This is a genomic window from Mucilaginibacter sp. 3215, assembly GCF_050433785.1.
Taxonomy (GTDB): domain Bacteria; phylum Bacteroidota; class Bacteroidia; order Sphingobacteriales; family Sphingobacteriaceae; genus Mucilaginibacter.
In genome coordinates this window covers 64,765-81,223 of sequence record NZ_JBNPWO010000007.1, presented here as the reverse complement: position 1 = coordinate 81,223, position 16,459 = coordinate 64,765, and the positions used below count along the sequence as shown (strand labels likewise).

The window sequence follows — 16,459 nt, the reverse complement described above, 5'->3', positions numbered from 1 at the left end:
TAGCTGATTTCATGACCTTACGGATAACAACCTGCCCGGTTGCAGGAGTTAAACACTTTGTTACAAACAAATTACCGGGTTTTTCAAAGAAAATTCATATCATAGCAGCCCCAAACTATTTGAGTTGTTTTTAAATGAAATTTAAGATCGTACTTGTATTTATTTTGTTTTCCGGATACTTACGGGCGCAAAATGTCAATATAATCCCGCAGCCCAAGTCTGTTGTTAATGGTACAGGGCAGTTTACATTTAGTAATCACAGTACTGTTGGTGTAAATGATGCTTCGTTGTTGCCAATAGCCCGTTACTTCCAAAAACAGGTAAGCCTGTCGGCTGGTTTTATGCTTGCCGTTGATAATAAAGATGCAGGCAGTGTTATTCATTTGTTGTTAACCAACGGCGATCCCACCGCGGGGGCATATTCCTTAAAAATTGTTGCCAATGAAATTACCATTTCTTCGTCAAACCGTGATGGGGTGTTTTATGGGATGATCTCTTTGCTGCAAATGATCAAAGACCAGCCCCGGGGCGAAACCATCAGCTTAGCGTCTTTAACCATTACCGATACCCCGCGCTATCAATGGCGGGGTCTGATGCTCGACGAATCCCGCCATTTTTTCGGGATGGAAAAAGTTAAGCAGCTCCTTGACTGGATGGCTTACTATAAGCTGAATAAATTTCACTGGCATTTAACCGATGCCCAGGGCTGGCGTTTGGAGATAAAAAAATATCCTAAGCTAACACTGATTGGCGGAATCGGTAATTACAGTGATTCAATTGCCGATCCTCAATATTATACCCAAACACAGATCAAAGAGATCATTGCTTATGCCGCGGAAAGGTTTATAACTGTGATCCCCGAAATTGATATGCCGGGCCATGCTACAGCGGCCAACAAAGCTTATCCGCAGTTTAGTGGCGGCAGTGTTGAAGGATACCCTAATTTTACCTTTAATCCTGCAATCGATAGCACTTACCAGTTTCTTGGTAATATCATTAAGGAAACCACCACGCTTTTTCCTTCTAAAATGATCCATTTAGGAGGCGATGAAGTGGCTTTGGGTGTTAAGGCCTGGTCGCTTAACCCTTCAATAGCTGGGTTTATGCAGAAGAATAATTTTGCTGATGTAGGCGAGCTGGAGCGTTATTTCTTTAAGCGCGTAGCTGACACCGCCATAAATGCAGGTAATAAAGTACTGGCCTGGGATGAAGCAACCGGAACAAACCTGCCGGCTGATAAAACCATTATCTTTTGGTGGAGGCAAAATTTACCGGGCCAGCTGCATTTAGCCGTTCAAAAAGGCTACCAGGTAGTGCTTTGTCCGCGCCTGCCTATGTATTTTGATTTTGTGCAGGATGCTGATCATATCTCGGGCCGCAGGTGGAAAGGTGTGTATAATACCGTGGGTAGCGTTTATGGTTTCCCTGAAAGGCAGATGCAGAATAACGAAGACCTGCAGTCAAAACAGATCATTGGTGTACAGGCCAATGTCTGGACTGAAATGATAGGTTCTGAAAAGCGCCTTGATTTTATGTTATTTCCCCGCATAGCTGGTTTGGCCGAAGCAGGCTGGACTGCTCCTGAACTCAAAGATGAAGAAGCGTTCAATAACCGTTTAAAAGCAAGCATCAAGATCTACGATGCAGCTAACATCTATTATTTTAATCCTTTTGATAAGTTTTTCCATGATGAGGCTATTGATTTTGGCCCTAAGATCAGGAAAATGGAGAGACCGGCAGATCAGAATATAGAAGATGAAGGATACCGCCCGACGAGAAGACATGGAAAGTCTTCAAAAAGAACCTCTCATTCGTCAAAACATTCTTCTTCATCAAAGCATTCTTCCTCTAAGAAGTCATCATCTTCAAAAAATTCTTCTTCTTCAGGTAAAAGCAAAAAATCATCTCATAAAAAAAGGAAATAACCTCTAATAGGTTATTCCCCTTTTGAAATTACTTCCGGATGTTATTATCTGTATGAAGATAAGTGCGTAGTTTTAATACTAAGGACAAACGATTTGCCAACGCTTATCTTTACATTTTTATCCTTTAAAATCGCTTTAACAGCTTCATCGGCTTTAAGGAGTTCGTACAAATCGCGCGCCACTGCCGATCCGCTGATGTTGTTGGTGACCTTGCCGTTTTCGATATTGATATTAAAGGTATAACCGGATTTCCCCTTGCTGCCGGCCGCTTCAAAATCAGTTATATTTAACTTAAACTGCTGCTCGTCTTGCAGACTTCTTTTCAAGTGCAGGCGTATTACAGGCATGTACTTTTGCCACGTGCTTAAATAATTTCTTTCGTCCATAATAGTGTTTGTAAAAGCGAAAGCCCTCGTAAAGTATTTATACAAGGGCTTCGGTTATCGGGTTAAAGAGGTTGTTACACCTCCCGGCATTAATAGTTCTCAATAAATCAGCTTAATGTAACGGCCAATTTTTATAAGTTTCAAAGTTACCTAAATAAAACGGGTAAACAGGCAGCATGTTATAGTTTGTTTTAATACCCCATTAAATTATAAAGCGTTTTTTGGATAAATTGTAGTGGTAAATTAGGGGTATGGTTGCCGCTTTTTAGGCCAGGGTTACTAACTGTCGGTTTATAAATACTGTAAATTGCATTGATCATTAAACTGCATTTACATGAATTCATTTGTTCGCCGAATTATCCTGTCAGCTTTTTTTTCGCTGTTTTGCTATCTGTGTAAAGCGAATCCTGTTTTTTACATGAACCAGGTAGGGTATGATGCCCGGGGAGCAAAAACTGTTGTTGTGCGTTGCGACACCAAACTTGTGCCGGGTATACTTTTCGCGTTACAAAACTCAAATGGTAAAGCTGTATATATTGCTCCGTTAAATGGTCCGTTAAAGGTTGAGGAATGGGACAAGGACGGATATTTTTACCAGGCTGACTTTTCGGAATTCAAAGCGGAGGGGAAATACAGGGTTTACATTGGTACTAAAGATTTTCATTCTCAATCCGATTGGTTTCAGATCAAGGAAAACGCACTGGCAGTAACTACCATCCCATCTGTATTGAGTTATTATAATAAGCAGCGGGCTAACACACCAACGGAGCTACAGGCCGATGCAGCCGTTCAGCTTTATGGCAGCGATAAAACAGTTGATCTGCATGGCGGCTGGTGTGATGCATCGGGCGATGTAAGCAAATACTTTTCGCACTTAGCTTATGCTAATTTTATGTCGCCCCAGCAAATACCGTTGGTAACCTGGTCAATGATCAATACGGTGCAAACCGCGCCGGGTTTGTTAAATAAGCTAAACGTATATGACGGTATGGTGAACGAAGCACTCTGGGGTGCTGATTACATGATGCGCGCCCTGTCAAAAGACGATTATTTTTACATGATCGTATTCAGCTATTTTAATAAAGACCCTAAAGCCAGGCGTGTTGTAGGACTAAAAGCAAACAGCGTTACAACAGATGAGTACCAGGCTGCTTTTCGAGAAGGAGGTGGGATGGCTATTGCATCGTTGGCGCGAATCTCGCAACTGAAGAGAGACGGCGATTTTAAATCAGCGGAATATCTTGCCACTGCCAAACGGGCTTTCGCGCACTTGCTGGCAAATAATACCAAATATGATGACGACGGCAAGGAAAATATTATTGATGATTATTGTGCCCTGATGGCTGCTACCGAATTGTGGATTGCTACCGATAGTTCCCTTTATCGTGATGAAGCCCGAAAACGTGCGCTAAGTTTGAACAAACGAATGAGGCCCGCAGGGTATTTTATTGCTGACGATGGCGACAGGCCTTTCTGGCACGCAGCAGATGCCGGCTTACCCGTTATTGCTTTATGCAGGTACCTGGATAAGGAGCAAGAAGCTGATCAGCGGTCCGATGCATTATCAACCATAAAAAAAGCACTGGATTATAACCTGAAGGTAACCGCTAATGTGGGTAATCCGTTTGGCTATGCCCGCCAATCTTTTAAGTTTAGGGGTGCTGTAAAAGATGGCTTTTTTATCCCGCATGAAAATGAAACCGGCTGGTGGTGGCAAGGTGAAAATGCGCGCTTGGGCTCGCTGGCTGCCGCGGCATTAGTGGGCGGGCGGTTAGTATATCCCGAAAAAGGAGGCTGGGGCATAAAAAGAAAACTGGCAGAGTATGCATCGCACCAGATAGCCTGGATATTGGGTTGTAACCCTTATCAAATGTGCTTTATGTACCAGTATGGTAAAAACAATGTGCCTTACATGAGTTCAAATTTCGGCCATGGATCGGGCAAGGGTGGGATTTCTAACGGAATCACCGGTAAAAAGGAAAATCCCGACGGCAGCGGTATCGATTTTAAAATAAAAGACAACGGCAACGAATGGCGTTGGACAGAACAATGGTTACCTCATGCCGCCTGGTATTTGCAGGCCGTTACCGCTATGGCTGTGCAGCAATAATTCGGAGCTGTCATTTTTTATACCTCAAATTGTCATATTTACTACCCGGCGCCTTATCTTCATACTGCTAAGTTTGTATTGAAATTAAAACCTATGGATATGGCACAAACAAATATTGGGGGTAACTATGCCGTTGTTAACGGCCTTAAGATGTATTATGAAATTCACGGCGAGGGTTTCCCGCTGGTATTAATCCATGGCGGCGGTTCAGATATCGGCGTTACTTTTGGCAGGGTATTGTCGGGCTTTGCGAAAAATCACCAGGTAATAGGGGTTGATTTGCAGGCACACGGGCGTACGCCGGACAGGGGCGTACCTACCTCTTTTGAGCAGGATGCTGATGACGTAGCCGCTTTGCTCAAGCATTTGGATATAAAACAGGCCGATATTATGGGTTTTAGCAACGGCGGTAATACCGCTATGCAAATAGCCATCAGGCACCCGCAACTGGTGCATAAAATAGTGATAGCTTCTTCGTTTTATAAACGCAGTGGTTTCGACTCCTGGTTTTGGGATTTTATGAAGAACGCGACCCTTGACAGTATGCCCAAACCTTTGCAGGACGCTTTCCTCGCCATAAACAATGACCAGGCCGCTTTAGAAGTAATGCATAAGCGTGACCTTCATCGGATGCAGGCTTTCCAAGATTGGAGCGATGATGCTATCCGTTCTATCACCATGCCTGCGTTAGTTATTGCCGGGGATAAGGACGTGATAAGGCCTGAGCATACGCTTGAGCTATACCGCATGCTTCCCGATGCGCAGCTTTGTATTTTGCCTGCAGGACACGGCGATTATATAGGTGAGATTGAGGATCTCCGCGGAGATGGAGATTACCCCGCTGTCGCTATTATTGAAGAATTTTTAACCAAGGCAAAAGCTTAAACTTTTGACCTGGTTTCTTTACGTACAACAGGGGCAACCCTGGTACCGTAAAGTTCAATTGCTTTTAAAATATCCTTGTGCTTGGTAAAGCCCGTAACTAACTGCGCTACGAAACGGGTATTACCAAAAAGCTCATATTGCTGCATGATCTTGTCGATGGCTTGTTGCGGATCGCCTACTACCAATGGCCCAAAATCGCGCAGGTACTCAAATTGTTCCCTTGTCATCGGCGACCAGCCCCTGTCTTTGCCAACGCGGGTCATGAGGGCTTCGTAGCTTGGATAAAACTCGTCGGCTGCTTGTTGTGAGGTTCCGGCAATATAAAATTGCGAACTGATGGCCAATTGGAGCTTGCTTACATCGTGCCCGGCTTTGGCTGCCGACTCGCGATAAAGCTCAACAAAGGGTACAAAATGTTTTGGTGCGCTGCCCAAAATAGCGATGATCATAGGGAGGTTAAGCGTTCCTGCCCGTTTAGCTGAGGCAGGAGTTCCGCCAACGCCAATCCAAACCGGAATTTCCTGTTGCAGCGGACGAGGATATACGCCCTGGTTCCGGATTGGTGCCCGGAAATTACCCTGCCACGAAACAATTTCCTGCTTGTTGATCTGCAAAAACATTTCGAGCTTCTCGGTAAATAATGCATCGTAATCATCCAGGTCGAAACCAAAAAGCGGGAAAGATTCAATAAAGGAACCCCGACCGGCTATCATCTCCACGCGACCGCCAGATACCAGGTCGGCAGTGGCGAAGTTTTGAAATGTACGCACAGGGTCGACTGAACTCAATACAGTAACTGAACTTGATAAACGAATAGTTTTGGTAATAGCCGCTGCTGCAGATATCAATATTTCCGGTGCTGAGATCACAAAATCGGGCCGGTGGTGTTCGCCGAAGGCATAAACATCCAAGCCAACCTCATCGGCCAGCTTTACTTCTTCCAATAATTCCTGAACCCGCTTATGGGCGTTTACAGCGTTGCCGCTTTTCCCGTCGGGATGGATTTCACCAAAGGTGCTAATACCTAATTCCATGCATCAATAATAAAGATCGGCTGCGTTAAGCTCCTTCTTTTCAAAACTTCCGGGTGAGGTAACATATACTTTAAGTGGTGCTGCACGTTGCCTGTACCTGCCGGTTGGGGGAGGCGGTGCGTTGTATATATACTTTACCTTTAATTGATGAAAACCTTTCGCCAGAGGCAGCGCATATTCAGCTTCTGTTAATTGTATGCCATCAATAAATAACTGGCTGGCGGCATAACTTGCAAGGGTAAAGTTATAAGTACCATCGGCTAAAACGTTCACATAACCGTCATAAACAACACCAAAATTAGGATTGTCTTTTTTCAAAGGCTCGGCATCCAGTTTATTAATGGTGGATGAATCCTGTGTAGTAACATAATTAAACTGATCGGGAGAGGTGAACGTGTTTTTTGCCCATCTGTATTTAAGCCCCTGTTTATTGGCTACGTAATTTACCGGAGGTAGGGGGGCTTTATTATACATTAAAGTGCGGGTAGCAATACTCCTGCGCCCGGATGGGGTAATCACCCTTGTCCTTAATTCCCGTTTTTCGTTTTGCGGGATGGAGAACGTGATGGGCCCGTCATACTGCAGATCGGTATCCAATGGGTCACGGCCATTTAATGTATAATAGATCTTAGCGCCGGGTACCACCGATTTTAGCATGTAAACAAAGTGCGGGCCTACTACCATGGTATCGATAGTAGTTAGTGCAGTAGGTACGCGATAGTTATAGTTCATAGCATCAAGCCTTGCAAAGTGTTTGGCCAGCCTTACTTCGGAAAAATTGGTATAGTCCTTGTTCTCCGGCTTACTCCAGGCTACTTCCGAAAGGGCGAATACCCTTGGCATGATCTGGTATTGAAGCTTGGCTACTGTAGGCACATATTCTGTCCAAAGATTGCCCTGGGTGCCTATTACATATTTCTGTTCGTCGGGGGTAAGCTGCTTTGAAACCGGATCATAATTATAAGTTTCTTCTAAAGTAGCATAACGACCAAATGAAACCGGCTCTTGCGGCGAACTGCTTTGGTAGTGGTCAAAGTAATTACCGGTGGTTTGCGGCGTCATGATCACGTTATGTTTTTGATGGGCAGCGTTAATGCCGCCTTCCTCGCCCTGCCAGCTCATTACAGTGGCGTTAGGGGCGAGGCCACCTTCTAATATCTCATCCCAGCCTATAATGCTGCGGCCTTTGGAATTGATGAATTTTTCTATCCTTTGGATAAAATAGCTTTGCAGTTCCTTTTCATCTTTCAGGCCTTTTTCCTTCATCAAAGCCTGGCAAAATGCCGATTGCTTCCATGGTTCTTTGCCCGCTTCGTCACCACCAATGTGGATGTATTTGCTTGGGAATAAAGCTATCACTTCGGTAAGTACATCCTGTAAAAAGGTAAAAGTTTGCTCGGTAGGGCAGTATAGATTGTTAATATCGCGCGGGGCTTTCTGGCCAGCAACGGTATCGCATTTAAATTCTGGATAGGCACGTAAGGCGGCTTCGGAATGTGCAGGCATTTCAATTTCCGGGATAACATTGATATACCTGTCGGCCGCAAATTTTACCACATCTTTGATCTGTTCCTGCGTATAGAATCCGCCGTAGCTAAGCGAATCTGGCCAGTCGCGGTTGCTGCCAAACATGGTTTGCTGACGGAATGCGCCCACCTGCGTAAGTTTGGGATATTTCTTGATCTCGATACGCCATCCCTGACCATCAACCAAATGCCAGTGAAAGGTGTTGAGTTTGTAAGAGGCGATAAGCTCGATCACCTTTTTTACCTGCGGAATGGTGAAGAAATGACGCGATACGTCCAGCATCATTCCCCGGTATCCAAAACGAGGCGAATCTTCAATTATCGCGCAAGGCAATTTGTAAGCGGCAGCGTTTTCAACCGGGAAAAGTTGCAGTAAGGTTTGGATACCATAAAACAAGCCTGCATCCTTACCAACTATGATGATATTGCGAGGGGTAATGGTTAGTTTGTAACCTTCCTCGGGCAATTTATCGGCTCCCTTTGCAGTTAAGATTAGCCCCCTGCTTTTTGCGGCTTTAAGCTTTGAATTGTATTTAGCTACTTTAATATTCAGGTGCCGGGTATCCTGCAGATAGCTTTTCAACCATAAAACAGCTTTATCTTTCGGATTATCAGCCTTGATTGCTGTAAGCTGGCTAAATGTAAACGTGCCGCTATTTTTGGTAATGGAAGCAGGGGCAGGGATAATGCCCAGATGCGGATCATCGGTGGTTACCTGGGCCGATACTTTGTTTGTTTGCCCTAAAAAGATAAAAAAGCTTGCGAGCGTGATGAGTTTTGTTAAATAGTGTGCTTTAAAATTCATACAGGCGTGGATAATGATGAAAGGATAAATTTAACCATTATCCTATGCTGGAATGGGGCTAAGGCTTATGTAACAAACAATTGACGTTTAATCGTAGCCTGCGTAATCCCATGCGCTTTGATAGCCGTTTAGCTGTTCCGCATAACTGATCATATCTCCATAAAAAGGAGCATACGCAAGCGTTGAACTATCGCCGATCATTACCAGTTTTTTGCGGGCGCGGGTCATGGCCACGTTCATGCGGCGGATATCGTTCAGGAAGCCTATCTCTCCGTTGGTATTGCTGCGTGTGAGGCTGATGTAAACCACGTCGCGTTCCTGCCCCTGGAAACTATCAATTGTGTTCACGGCAATTTTATCAGCATAAATCAGCAACTCCGGCGAATCCAGTAACAATTGGTTTAAAATCCTGATCTGCTCCTTGTATGGGGAAATAACTGCTATCGTTGGGAAGTTTTCTGTTGAATAAGATCCCGTGAGTTCGCTAACCAGTTTATGCAGGTGTTTGAACAGAAATGCGGCCTCTTCGGGATTTGCCGTGCTGGTGCCTTCCTGTTTTTCATCATAACCACAGCCCGCGGTATCAACAAAGCTTACAGGCAAATCGCCGGGAATTAAAAGCTGATAAGCAACGGTGGGGTGCGCTTTTAACCTGCTGTCATAAAACTGTTTGGATGAAAATCCCATAATGGCTTCATTCATACGGTATTGTTCTTCGAGCAATATTACCGCTCCGGGGTGGAGGTCAGCACATTTTTCGAGCAGGGTAGTGCTAAGGCCATCTTTGGCTGCCTGTTGCGATTTGATGGTAGGCGGGAGCTGCAAATGATCGCCGGCAAGGATTACTTTTTGCGCCTTCGATATCGGGATCCAGCAGGCGGGCTCAAGCGCCTGACCGGCTTCGTCGATAACCACCATATGGAATTTTAAATTGCGGATGGTATAATGGTTAGCGCCTACAAGGGTTGCCGTAATTATCTGCGCTTTACCAATCAGGTCCTCCGTAATAAATTGTTCAGTTTTATCCACTTCTTTAATAAGCTGGTGGGCTGCATCAAAAAGCGCTTTGCGCTGATCGCGTTCGGCTTTGCCAAAATTACGCTTGTATTTGTGCGCCATGTTCTTGTACTCTGAAGCCTGCTTTTTAAGCTTTTTAATCTCCTTCATATCGCTATGGGCATTTATCCTGCTATCTAAAGTTAAAGCCATTAACTTTTCAGAGACCCTTGTCGGATTGCCAATGCGGAGTACATTTAAACCTTCATTACTTAACTTTTCGCTTAGCAAATCAACCGCTGTATTACTTGGCGCTACAACGAGGATCTGTTGTTTGTTTTGTTTTATCAGCGCTTTGATAGCCTGTACAAGCGTGGTTGTTTTACCGGTGCCCGGAGGGCCGTGAACTATGGCAAGTTCCTGTGCCTCAATTATTTTTTGAACAGCTTGTTGTTGTGAAGCGTTTAAACCATTAAGCGGGTGATGAATTGTTTTGGGGATAAAAGCCGGCGTACTTTGCCCGGTTAACACCCGGGTAAGGTGGCCTTCTTTATGATCATCAACAAGTCTGGCAGATAGTTTAAGCGCCTTCTGCATCTCGTCATAGCTATTGTCATCAAACAGCAGGTCGATGCCAAGCTTGCCGCTCCTGGTCCAGTCGGGCAGCTCGTCGGTGTTCAAAGTTAATTTTAACCGGTTGCCGCCCTGGTATGATACTGTGCCGTTTACACGATCGGTTTTAGGATCATGGTTGGAGAACAATGCAGCCGAAGCGCCGAACCTGAATTGGTGACTAAGGTCCTGGTGAGAAGGCCGTTCCACCTCAACTGTAAGGTAATCGCCGCGGCCTACTTCGGTGCCTTTTATGGCTATGGGGTACCATGTAAGCCCTGCTGCCCGGCGTTCGGCAGCTGAAGATGTTTCAGTTAGTTTGAGGTAAGCCTGGCGGTCTTCGTCCTGCTCAGTTTGTAATAAGCTGAGCAGTTTTTTAAAATAGTCCATTTTGCAAAGGTAAAGCTTAGGCCCGGCTTTTGTGTAATCACATAAAACACAAAAGAGGGCTTGAATTTTCCCTTTTCATTTCCTGATTAACAATTTATTGCTGCCAGTTAGGCGCCGGTTTTGCTTCAAGAGCAATTGTATTCCTTGAAAGCTCTTCATTTATCTTACCCAAAAAATGCCTTGTTAATGGTTTTGAAATAAAGCTTTTAACGAAGGGGTACGCCTTGGCCCGTTTCTGATCGGCAGGGTCAACAGAGTTTGAAATAATATAAACCGACACAGGTTTTACTAATGAGCTGTAAATGTTATTGAATAACTTTAAAAATTCCCACCCATCCATTACCGGCATATCGAGGTCAAGAAAAATAATGTTGGGTATTTCTGCATGTTTATCCCGGTTGTTATATAATGCTTTGTAAACAGGTTCCGGATCCATATAAAAGCTTGCATTTAACCAATTATCTTTCAATATGATTTTAACCGTTTCATGAAAAATAATGTCATCATCAATGATAGCGACCGAACGGTGCCGATCGTCTTTAATAAGATTGAGGATATCTTTTTTGATTTCGATAAGTAACGGAGACAAAAGTTCGGTACCGCATTCAATGCAATTCAAGGTACGTGATAACGCAACCTCAAGTGGCACTTGTATCGATAAGCAGGTGGCATCGTTATATATGGAGTTTGCGCAGTCTTTATTAAAGCAATAACAGGTGATTTTTTCGGTGCTAGCCATAGTGTAAAGGTTTTGTTTAGTAGTTCATTTTAAATTGCCTCAACATTGATGCCCCTTGTTGGTTTGTAGTTAAATATTTACAAAGCAGCTTCTATTTTGTTAGGATTGTTAAGGCTTATAAAATTCAATTCCCTAATGCTGAGTTGATTATAATTATGGACTAAAATAGTTGCATTTTAACATTTTTATAACTGCAGCTGTTATGCAAATTAATTTAAATATAAAAAAGATTAACTATAAATACAAATGTGTTTTTTATAGCCCAAGTGTATGTTTAAACTGACAATCCGTTTCTTTTTGAGGCCGCCATCGGCAGTAAAATATTAACTTTAAGTGCCTGTGAACAAGTTGTTTTAAACGATGATTAAATTCTGAATTTAGACGGAATAAGTAAAAAAACCACAGCGACTTTTTTTTGTTATATTGAAACACTAAACTATTAACATGAGCCGATTAACCAGCTTTTTATTATTCCTGTTTGCTTTAGTGATGGCACAATCATGCCAAAGTAACCGGCATGCCAATAATTATAACAAGGCCCTGGTTGATGATAACGGTTTATTGTTTATTAAAAGCGGGGAAGAATCAACCCTCGCCTCTGTAAAAGCATCTGGTTTGGCAATCGCGAACTCAAAAAATCAGCGCGTTATTCAGTTTGCCAAGCTCATGATTGATGATCATACTATGCTGGCAGATGATTTCAAAAAACTAAGGACCGATAATTTTATTGCCGATTCGGTTGTTATTAGCCCTATGCATCAGCAAATTATTAATGATTTGGATACAAAACATGCCGGCGCGTTTGACAAGGCCTATATCCAATTGGTTATAAACGATCATACTGAACAAATAGCTTTATACAAAACAGCAGGAAAAGACCGGAGAAATACAAGCCTTGCCGATTTTGCAAATAAAATGTTACCTGGTTTACAGGCTCATTTAGATACTGCAAAGCTGATTAGCAGTACATTAAAATAACTTTAATTGCTGCTCAACAGGTGGTTTGGCTTTGCCAAAAACGGTACGGCCCCCATATTTCCATGAGTCGTTACGTTCCTTTTCAATAACTTTATCAAAGTTGGCATTGGGTGTGAAATCTTTTTCAGCCCTTTCGGCTATTTGGGAAAGGCGTTTGATAGCTTCATTTTTATCGCTGTTGCCCATTTTTGCCTTTTGAATAGCCGTTTGCAGGGAGCTTAAGGTTTCGTCATAAACTTTGGTAGGCACCGGGAACGGGGCACCATCTTTGCCGCCATGGGCAAAGGAAAACCTCGCCGGGTCTTTAAACCGGGATGGTGTGCCATGGATCACTTCACTTACCAGGGCCAGCGACTGTAACGTGCGGGGCCCTAAGCCTTGCAGCAAGAGCAGGTCTTCAAAATCCTTGGGTTGTTTTTCGTGTGCCAGCCAAAGTACGGCACCAAGGCGTTTCAGGTCGACATCTTTGGCATGTACTTCATGATGGCTGGGCATCACCAGTTTACTAATCTCGTTGATCATGATGCCCGGGTTTTCGGCGGCAATCTGCATAACCCCATTGCGCGAACCATCCGCTTCCTTATCTGTCATGTTAAGGATATAGCCGCTGTTCTTACCATAGATGAAAGTATGCGGGTCGTTAACAAATGAGCTTAACTGTTCGGAATGCCAGTGGTATCTGCGGGCCGTACGGCTTACATCGCTCATGCCTTGCTGAACCACGGCCCATTTGCCGGTGTCGCTTAAAATAAAATTATGGGTATAAAGCTGGAAGCCATCCTGTATGGCGGTATTATCAACTTTGGCGCTCAGTTTGCTGCATTTTACCAGGTAATTTGCATCCAGTCCGGTGGTTTGGCCAACTTTAACCAGTTCGGCAGGTGTTTGAGTAGAATGTTTTCCTTTACCGCCGCAGATATAAATGCCCAATTCGCGGCTATGCGGGTTGATGGACTTTTTTAAAGCGCCCATTACAGAAGTGGTTATGCCCGAGGAATGCCAATCCATCCCCATAACAGCGCCCAAACTCTGAAACCAAAAAGGATCGCTCAGCCGGCGAAGCACTTCATCTTTGCCAAAGTCCATCACGATGGTTTCTACCACAGCAAGGCCAAGTTTAGCCATGCGCTCGGCAAGCCATTGCGGTACATAGCCATAATGTAAAGGTAAGTCAGCACTGCCGGATCGCTTCATGCTAACAAATTTAGTATTTTTTGGGATTACACCGATTGTTTTTTTGAGATTACACCGATTGTTTGATGAGTTTCGAATTGATAGATACAAAAATGCCGCAGATTTGAGTCTACGGCATTTAAGTTATTAATCAAAAATAATCTAATCAGATTTTCAAATCGGTGAAATCAAAAATTAATCGGTGTAATCCCCAAAAACTAATCTTCCTCCGTCTCCCCAACATACAGTTCATCAATATCGGCGGCGTATTTCTTTTCGATGACCTTACGTTTGGCCTTCATGGTAGGGGTGATCTCACCCTCATCCATGCTGAAAGGGTTACGTTTTATCTTGAACGATTTGATGCGTTCGAACTTGGCCAGCTCATTGCTGTATTTCCTGATGTCGGCGGCTATCCAGTCAACTATTTCTTTATCGTTAATGAATACCTCAGGGCGTTCAAAGAAATCATTTTGAAGGTTAAAAGTTTCCTGCAGGGTCTCGCGTGCCGGCACAATAATGGCGGCAATGTATTCGCGTTTATCGCCCACTAAAAACACCTGTTCAATTTTAGGGCTTTTGAGGTAGGTGTTCTCTACCGGAGTAGGGTAGATATTTTTACCATAGGCATTCACCAGCATATTTTTGAGACGGTCAGTAATCTGAAGGTTGCCGCGGAAAAACCTGCCGATGTCGCCGGTATGGAACCAGCCGTGCGAATCAATAACAGTGGCGGTTTCTTCGGGCTTGTTCCAGTAGCCTTTCATTACGCAATGCCCGCGAACAATGATCTCTCCTTCTTCGGTAAGAGTATCTTCTTTAAAGTTATCGTGTGTTTGGATGCTGTAGATGTGTTTGGTATCCACATTCTGGATGGCCACCTCAATACCGGGAATAATACGACCAACGGTGCCATAAATTACCCTGTGACGTTCTGTAACCGCCATTACGGGTGATGTTTCGGTTAAGCCAAAGCCCTCTAAAATTACAATGCCCAGATCGCCAAAAAATTCACCGATGTTTTTAGGCAGTGCGCCACCTCCTGATACCATGAATTTCAGCTGTCCGCCGGTTTTTTCCTTGATCTTGCTGAATACCAGTTTCTCGGCAATGCCGTGTTGCGCTTTTAGAATAACATTTGGCGATTTGCCGGCTTCCTGCACCAGGCGTACTTTTTTACCGATCTCAAATGCCCAAAGAAATATTTTTGTTTTAAGGCCACCTGCCGATGTGCCGCTTTTGATGGCTTTGTCGTGGATGCGTTCCAGTAATCGGGGTACGCAGCAAAGTATAGTAGGTTTAACCTCGCCCATGTTTTTGGCCAGCAGCTCCAAACTTTGGGCGAAAGCTATTTGTGATCCCCGGTAAATAGCTATATGGTAAATGGTGCGCTCAAATACATGCGATAGCGGCAGGAATGATAAAAACCTGTCGGTTTTTTCAACAAACGGAATCTGGATTAAACTATTGATAGCGTTTTGCGTGAGGTTATGGTGAGTTAACACAACCCCCTTAGGCACACCTGTTGTTCCCGAAGTATAAATGAGGCATGAAGTATCAGTTGCTAAGATAGCTTCACGGGCGGCATCAATGGCGTGGCGATATTGCTCCAGCAATTTGCTGCCTTCGGCTATTACCTGGTCAAAGCCAATTACGCCGGCATTTAAGCTTACCTTATCACTGAATTTTTCAAAATCATCAAATGCCGGGATCAGGCGGATCAGCTCCGGGCAGTTGTTGGCCACTTTTAAAACCTTCCTGAACAGGAATGGGTTGCCGCAAATGATGGTACGCGCCCCCGAATCGTTCAGGATATATTCGATCTCATTTTCGGTAAGGGTAGGGTATATGGAGGTATTAACCGCGCCAATCTGTTGCAGGGCCTGGTCGTAATAAACGTAGTTCGGGCCGTTTTCGATGATTAGGGACAGTCTGTCGCCTTTCCTGATACCGATATGCAGGAACCAGGCCGAAATCGCGTCTATTTTTTCTAAGGCTTCACCGTAGCTGATCTCCACCCAGGTGTCTTTAACTTTATGAAGCAGGAAAGTATGATCTAAAGGATGGATTTTTGCAACGGTATTGCGAATGAAACTCGGAACAGTTGAAAGCTCGGTATTTTTACTCATTTAAATAATTGGATATTGGAAACAAATCTAAATCTATTTTTATAAAAACAAGCATTGACACAGGTATTTGACAGACGGGGTGCGTTTTACTTTGTGATGATGCGCATTTAAGCAAACAGTTATTAACTTGTACAAAAAACATATACTATGAAGATAATTATCATTGGTGCTTCGGGAACTATTGGCAAAAAAGTTACCGAAGCATTGCAAGGCAAAAACGAGATTATTACTGCAGGTTCAAAAAGTGGTGATTTTCAATTGGATATTACTTCACCCGAATCGATAGAAGCATTTTACAAGCAGGTTGGCCCTTTTGATGCACTTGTTAGTACTACCGGTTCCGGGCATTTTGGCCCGTTGACCAGCACGACGCCTGCTGGTTTTAAAAAAGGTATTGAAAGTAAACTGCTGGGGCAGGTAAATCTTGTACTGATAGGCCAGCATTATATTAATCCCAAAGGTTCATTTACGCTTACCTCAGGTATCCTATCGGAAGATCCGGTTGTAAACGGCGTGAATTTGGGCACCATTAACGGTGGACTAAATTCCTTTATAATAGGTGCAGCCATTGAATTGCAAAATGGTGTGCGGATCAACGCGGTGAGTCCCGGTGTTGTTGAAGATTCGCCCGGTTATTTTGAATACTTCCCCGGCCATGAACCCGTTGCTATGGATAAGGTAGCCAACGCTTACATTAAAAGCGTACTTGGGGCCATTACAGGACAGGTGATCAAGGTGTTTTGATAAAAACAAACTACATGTCATTACGGG

At 43.9% G+C, this 16,459-nt stretch carries 12 protein-coding genes; 5 read left to right on the top strand and 7 right to left on the bottom strand.

The genetic code is table 11. The annotated features are described in order from the left end of the window. Positions 1-134 precede the first annotated feature (134 nt). The gene (locus tag ABIC84_RS14235; protein ID WP_429263948.1) at positions 135-1,925 is read left to right on the top strand and encodes a beta-N-acetylhexosaminidase; all 1,791 of its coding nucleotides are present in this window, start codon (positions 135-137) and stop codon (positions 1,923-1,925) included. A 44-nt stretch (positions 1,926-1,969) separates the two neighbouring features. Here the strand turns inward: ABIC84_RS14235 and ABIC84_RS14230 are convergent, their stop codons facing one another. After that, a complete protein-coding gene (locus ABIC84_RS14230) occupies positions 1,970-2,311 on the bottom strand; it encodes a hypothetical protein (protein ID WP_176624006.1) in 342 nt (113 codons plus the stop codon). 334 nt (positions 2,312-2,645) lie between these two features. Here ABIC84_RS14230 and ABIC84_RS14225 point away from each other — a divergent pair, with 334 nt between their 5' ends. Next, positions 2,646-4,421, top strand: a complete 1,776-nt coding sequence (locus ABIC84_RS14225) for a glycoside hydrolase family 9 protein (protein ID WP_429263947.1) — start codon at positions 2,646-2,648, stop codon at positions 4,419-4,421. A gap of 99 nt (positions 4,422-4,520) precedes the next feature. Further along, entirely contained in the window at positions 4,521-5,306 is a 786-nt protein-coding gene (locus ABIC84_RS14220; protein ID WP_429263946.1) for an alpha/beta fold hydrolase, read from the top strand. On the opposite strand, the gene ABIC84_RS14215 is transcribed toward ABIC84_RS14220, so the two are convergent. The 4 genes from ABIC84_RS14215 to ABIC84_RS14200 form a co-directional block, all read right to left on the bottom strand. Next, entirely contained in the window at positions 5,303-6,340 is a 1,038-nt protein-coding gene (locus ABIC84_RS14215) for an Atu2307/SP_0267 family LLM class monooxygenase (RefSeq protein WP_429263945.1), read from the bottom strand. The genes ABIC84_RS14220 and ABIC84_RS14215 overlap by 4 nt on opposite strands. A gap of 3 nt (positions 6,341-6,343) precedes the next feature. Next, complete coding sequence (locus ABIC84_RS14210) at positions 6,344-8,671, bottom strand: family 20 glycosylhydrolase (RefSeq protein WP_429263944.1); 2,328 nt, start codon at positions 8,669-8,671, stop codon at positions 6,344-6,346. A gap of 87 nt (positions 8,672-8,758) precedes the next feature. Beyond that, positions 8,759-10,669 (bottom strand): AAA domain-containing protein, encoded by a 1,911-nt coding sequence (locus ABIC84_RS14205; protein ID WP_429263943.1) that lies wholly within the window; start codon positions 10,667-10,669, stop codon positions 8,759-8,761. Between the two features lie 94 nt (positions 10,670-10,763). After that, positions 10,764-11,408, bottom strand: coding sequence for a response regulator (locus tag ABIC84_RS14200; protein ID WP_090524795.1), 645 nt, complete (start codon positions 11,406-11,408; stop codon positions 10,764-10,766). A gap of 444 nt (positions 11,409-11,852) precedes the next feature. Here ABIC84_RS14200 and ABIC84_RS14195 point away from each other — a divergent pair, with 444 nt between their 5' ends. Continuing rightward, entirely contained in the window at positions 11,853-12,386 is a 534-nt protein-coding gene (locus tag ABIC84_RS14195; RefSeq protein ID WP_429263942.1) for a DUF4142 domain-containing protein, read from the top strand. Here ABIC84_RS14195 and ABIC84_RS14190 read toward each other — a convergent pair. Then, positions 12,378-13,580, bottom strand: a complete 1,203-nt coding sequence (locus ABIC84_RS14190) for a DUF763 domain-containing protein (protein ID WP_429263941.1) — start codon at positions 13,578-13,580, stop codon at positions 12,378-12,380. The genes ABIC84_RS14195 and ABIC84_RS14190 overlap by 9 nt on opposite strands. A 197-nt stretch (positions 13,581-13,777) precedes the next feature. Beyond that, complete coding sequence (locus tag ABIC84_RS14185) at positions 13,778-15,688, bottom strand: AMP-dependent synthetase/ligase (RefSeq protein ID WP_429263940.1); 1,911 nt, start codon at positions 15,686-15,688, stop codon at positions 13,778-13,780. 147 nt (positions 15,689-15,835) lie between these two features. Here ABIC84_RS14185 and ABIC84_RS14180 point away from each other — a divergent pair, with 147 nt between their 5' ends. Continuing rightward, positions 15,836-16,432, top strand: a complete 597-nt coding sequence (locus ABIC84_RS14180) for a short chain dehydrogenase (RefSeq protein WP_426588994.1) — start codon at positions 15,836-15,838, stop codon at positions 16,430-16,432. The last annotated feature ends 27 nt before the right edge of the window (positions 16,433-16,459 follow it).

Excerpts from the sequence above, each read along its gene's own strand:
- ABIC84_RS14235 (WP_429263948.1), top strand. The coding sequence starts at position 135 with ATGAAATTTAAGATCGTACTTGTATTTATTTTGTTTTCCGGATACTTA.
- ABIC84_RS14230 (WP_176624006.1), bottom strand. The coding sequence starts at position 2,311 with ATGGACGAAAGAAATTATTTAAGCACGTGGCAAAAGTACATGCCTGTA.
- ABIC84_RS14225 (WP_429263947.1), top strand. The coding sequence starts at position 2,646 with ATGAATTCATTTGTTCGCCGAATTATCCTGTCAGCTTTTTTTTCGCTG.
- ABIC84_RS14220 (WP_429263946.1), top strand. The coding sequence starts at position 4,521 with ATGGCACAAACAAATATTGGGGGTAACTATGCCGTTGTTAACGGCCTT.
- ABIC84_RS14215 (WP_429263945.1), bottom strand. The coding sequence starts at position 6,340 with ATGGAATTAGGTATTAGCACCTTTGGTGAAATCCATCCCGACGGGAAA.
- ABIC84_RS14210 (WP_429263944.1), bottom strand. The coding sequence starts at position 8,671 with ATGAATTTTAAAGCACACTATTTAACAAAACTCATCACGCTCGCAAGC.
- ABIC84_RS14205 (WP_429263943.1), bottom strand. The coding sequence starts at position 10,669 with ATGGACTATTTTAAAAAACTGCTCAGCTTATTACAAACTGAGCAGGAC.
- ABIC84_RS14200 (WP_090524795.1), bottom strand. The coding sequence starts at position 11,408 with ATGGCTAGCACCGAAAAAATCACCTGTTATTGCTTTAATAAAGACTGC.
- ABIC84_RS14195 (WP_429263942.1), top strand. The coding sequence starts at position 11,853 with ATGAGCCGATTAACCAGCTTTTTATTATTCCTGTTTGCTTTAGTGATG.
- ABIC84_RS14190 (WP_429263941.1), bottom strand. The coding sequence starts at position 13,580 with ATGAAGCGATCCGGCAGTGCTGACTTACCTTTACATTATGGCTATGTA.
- ABIC84_RS14185 (WP_429263940.1), bottom strand. The coding sequence starts at position 15,688 with ATGAGTAAAAATACCGAGCTTTCAACTGTTCCGAGTTTCATTCGCAAT.
- ABIC84_RS14180 (WP_426588994.1), top strand. The coding sequence starts at position 15,836 with ATGAAGATAATTATCATTGGTGCTTCGGGAACTATTGGCAAAAAAGTT.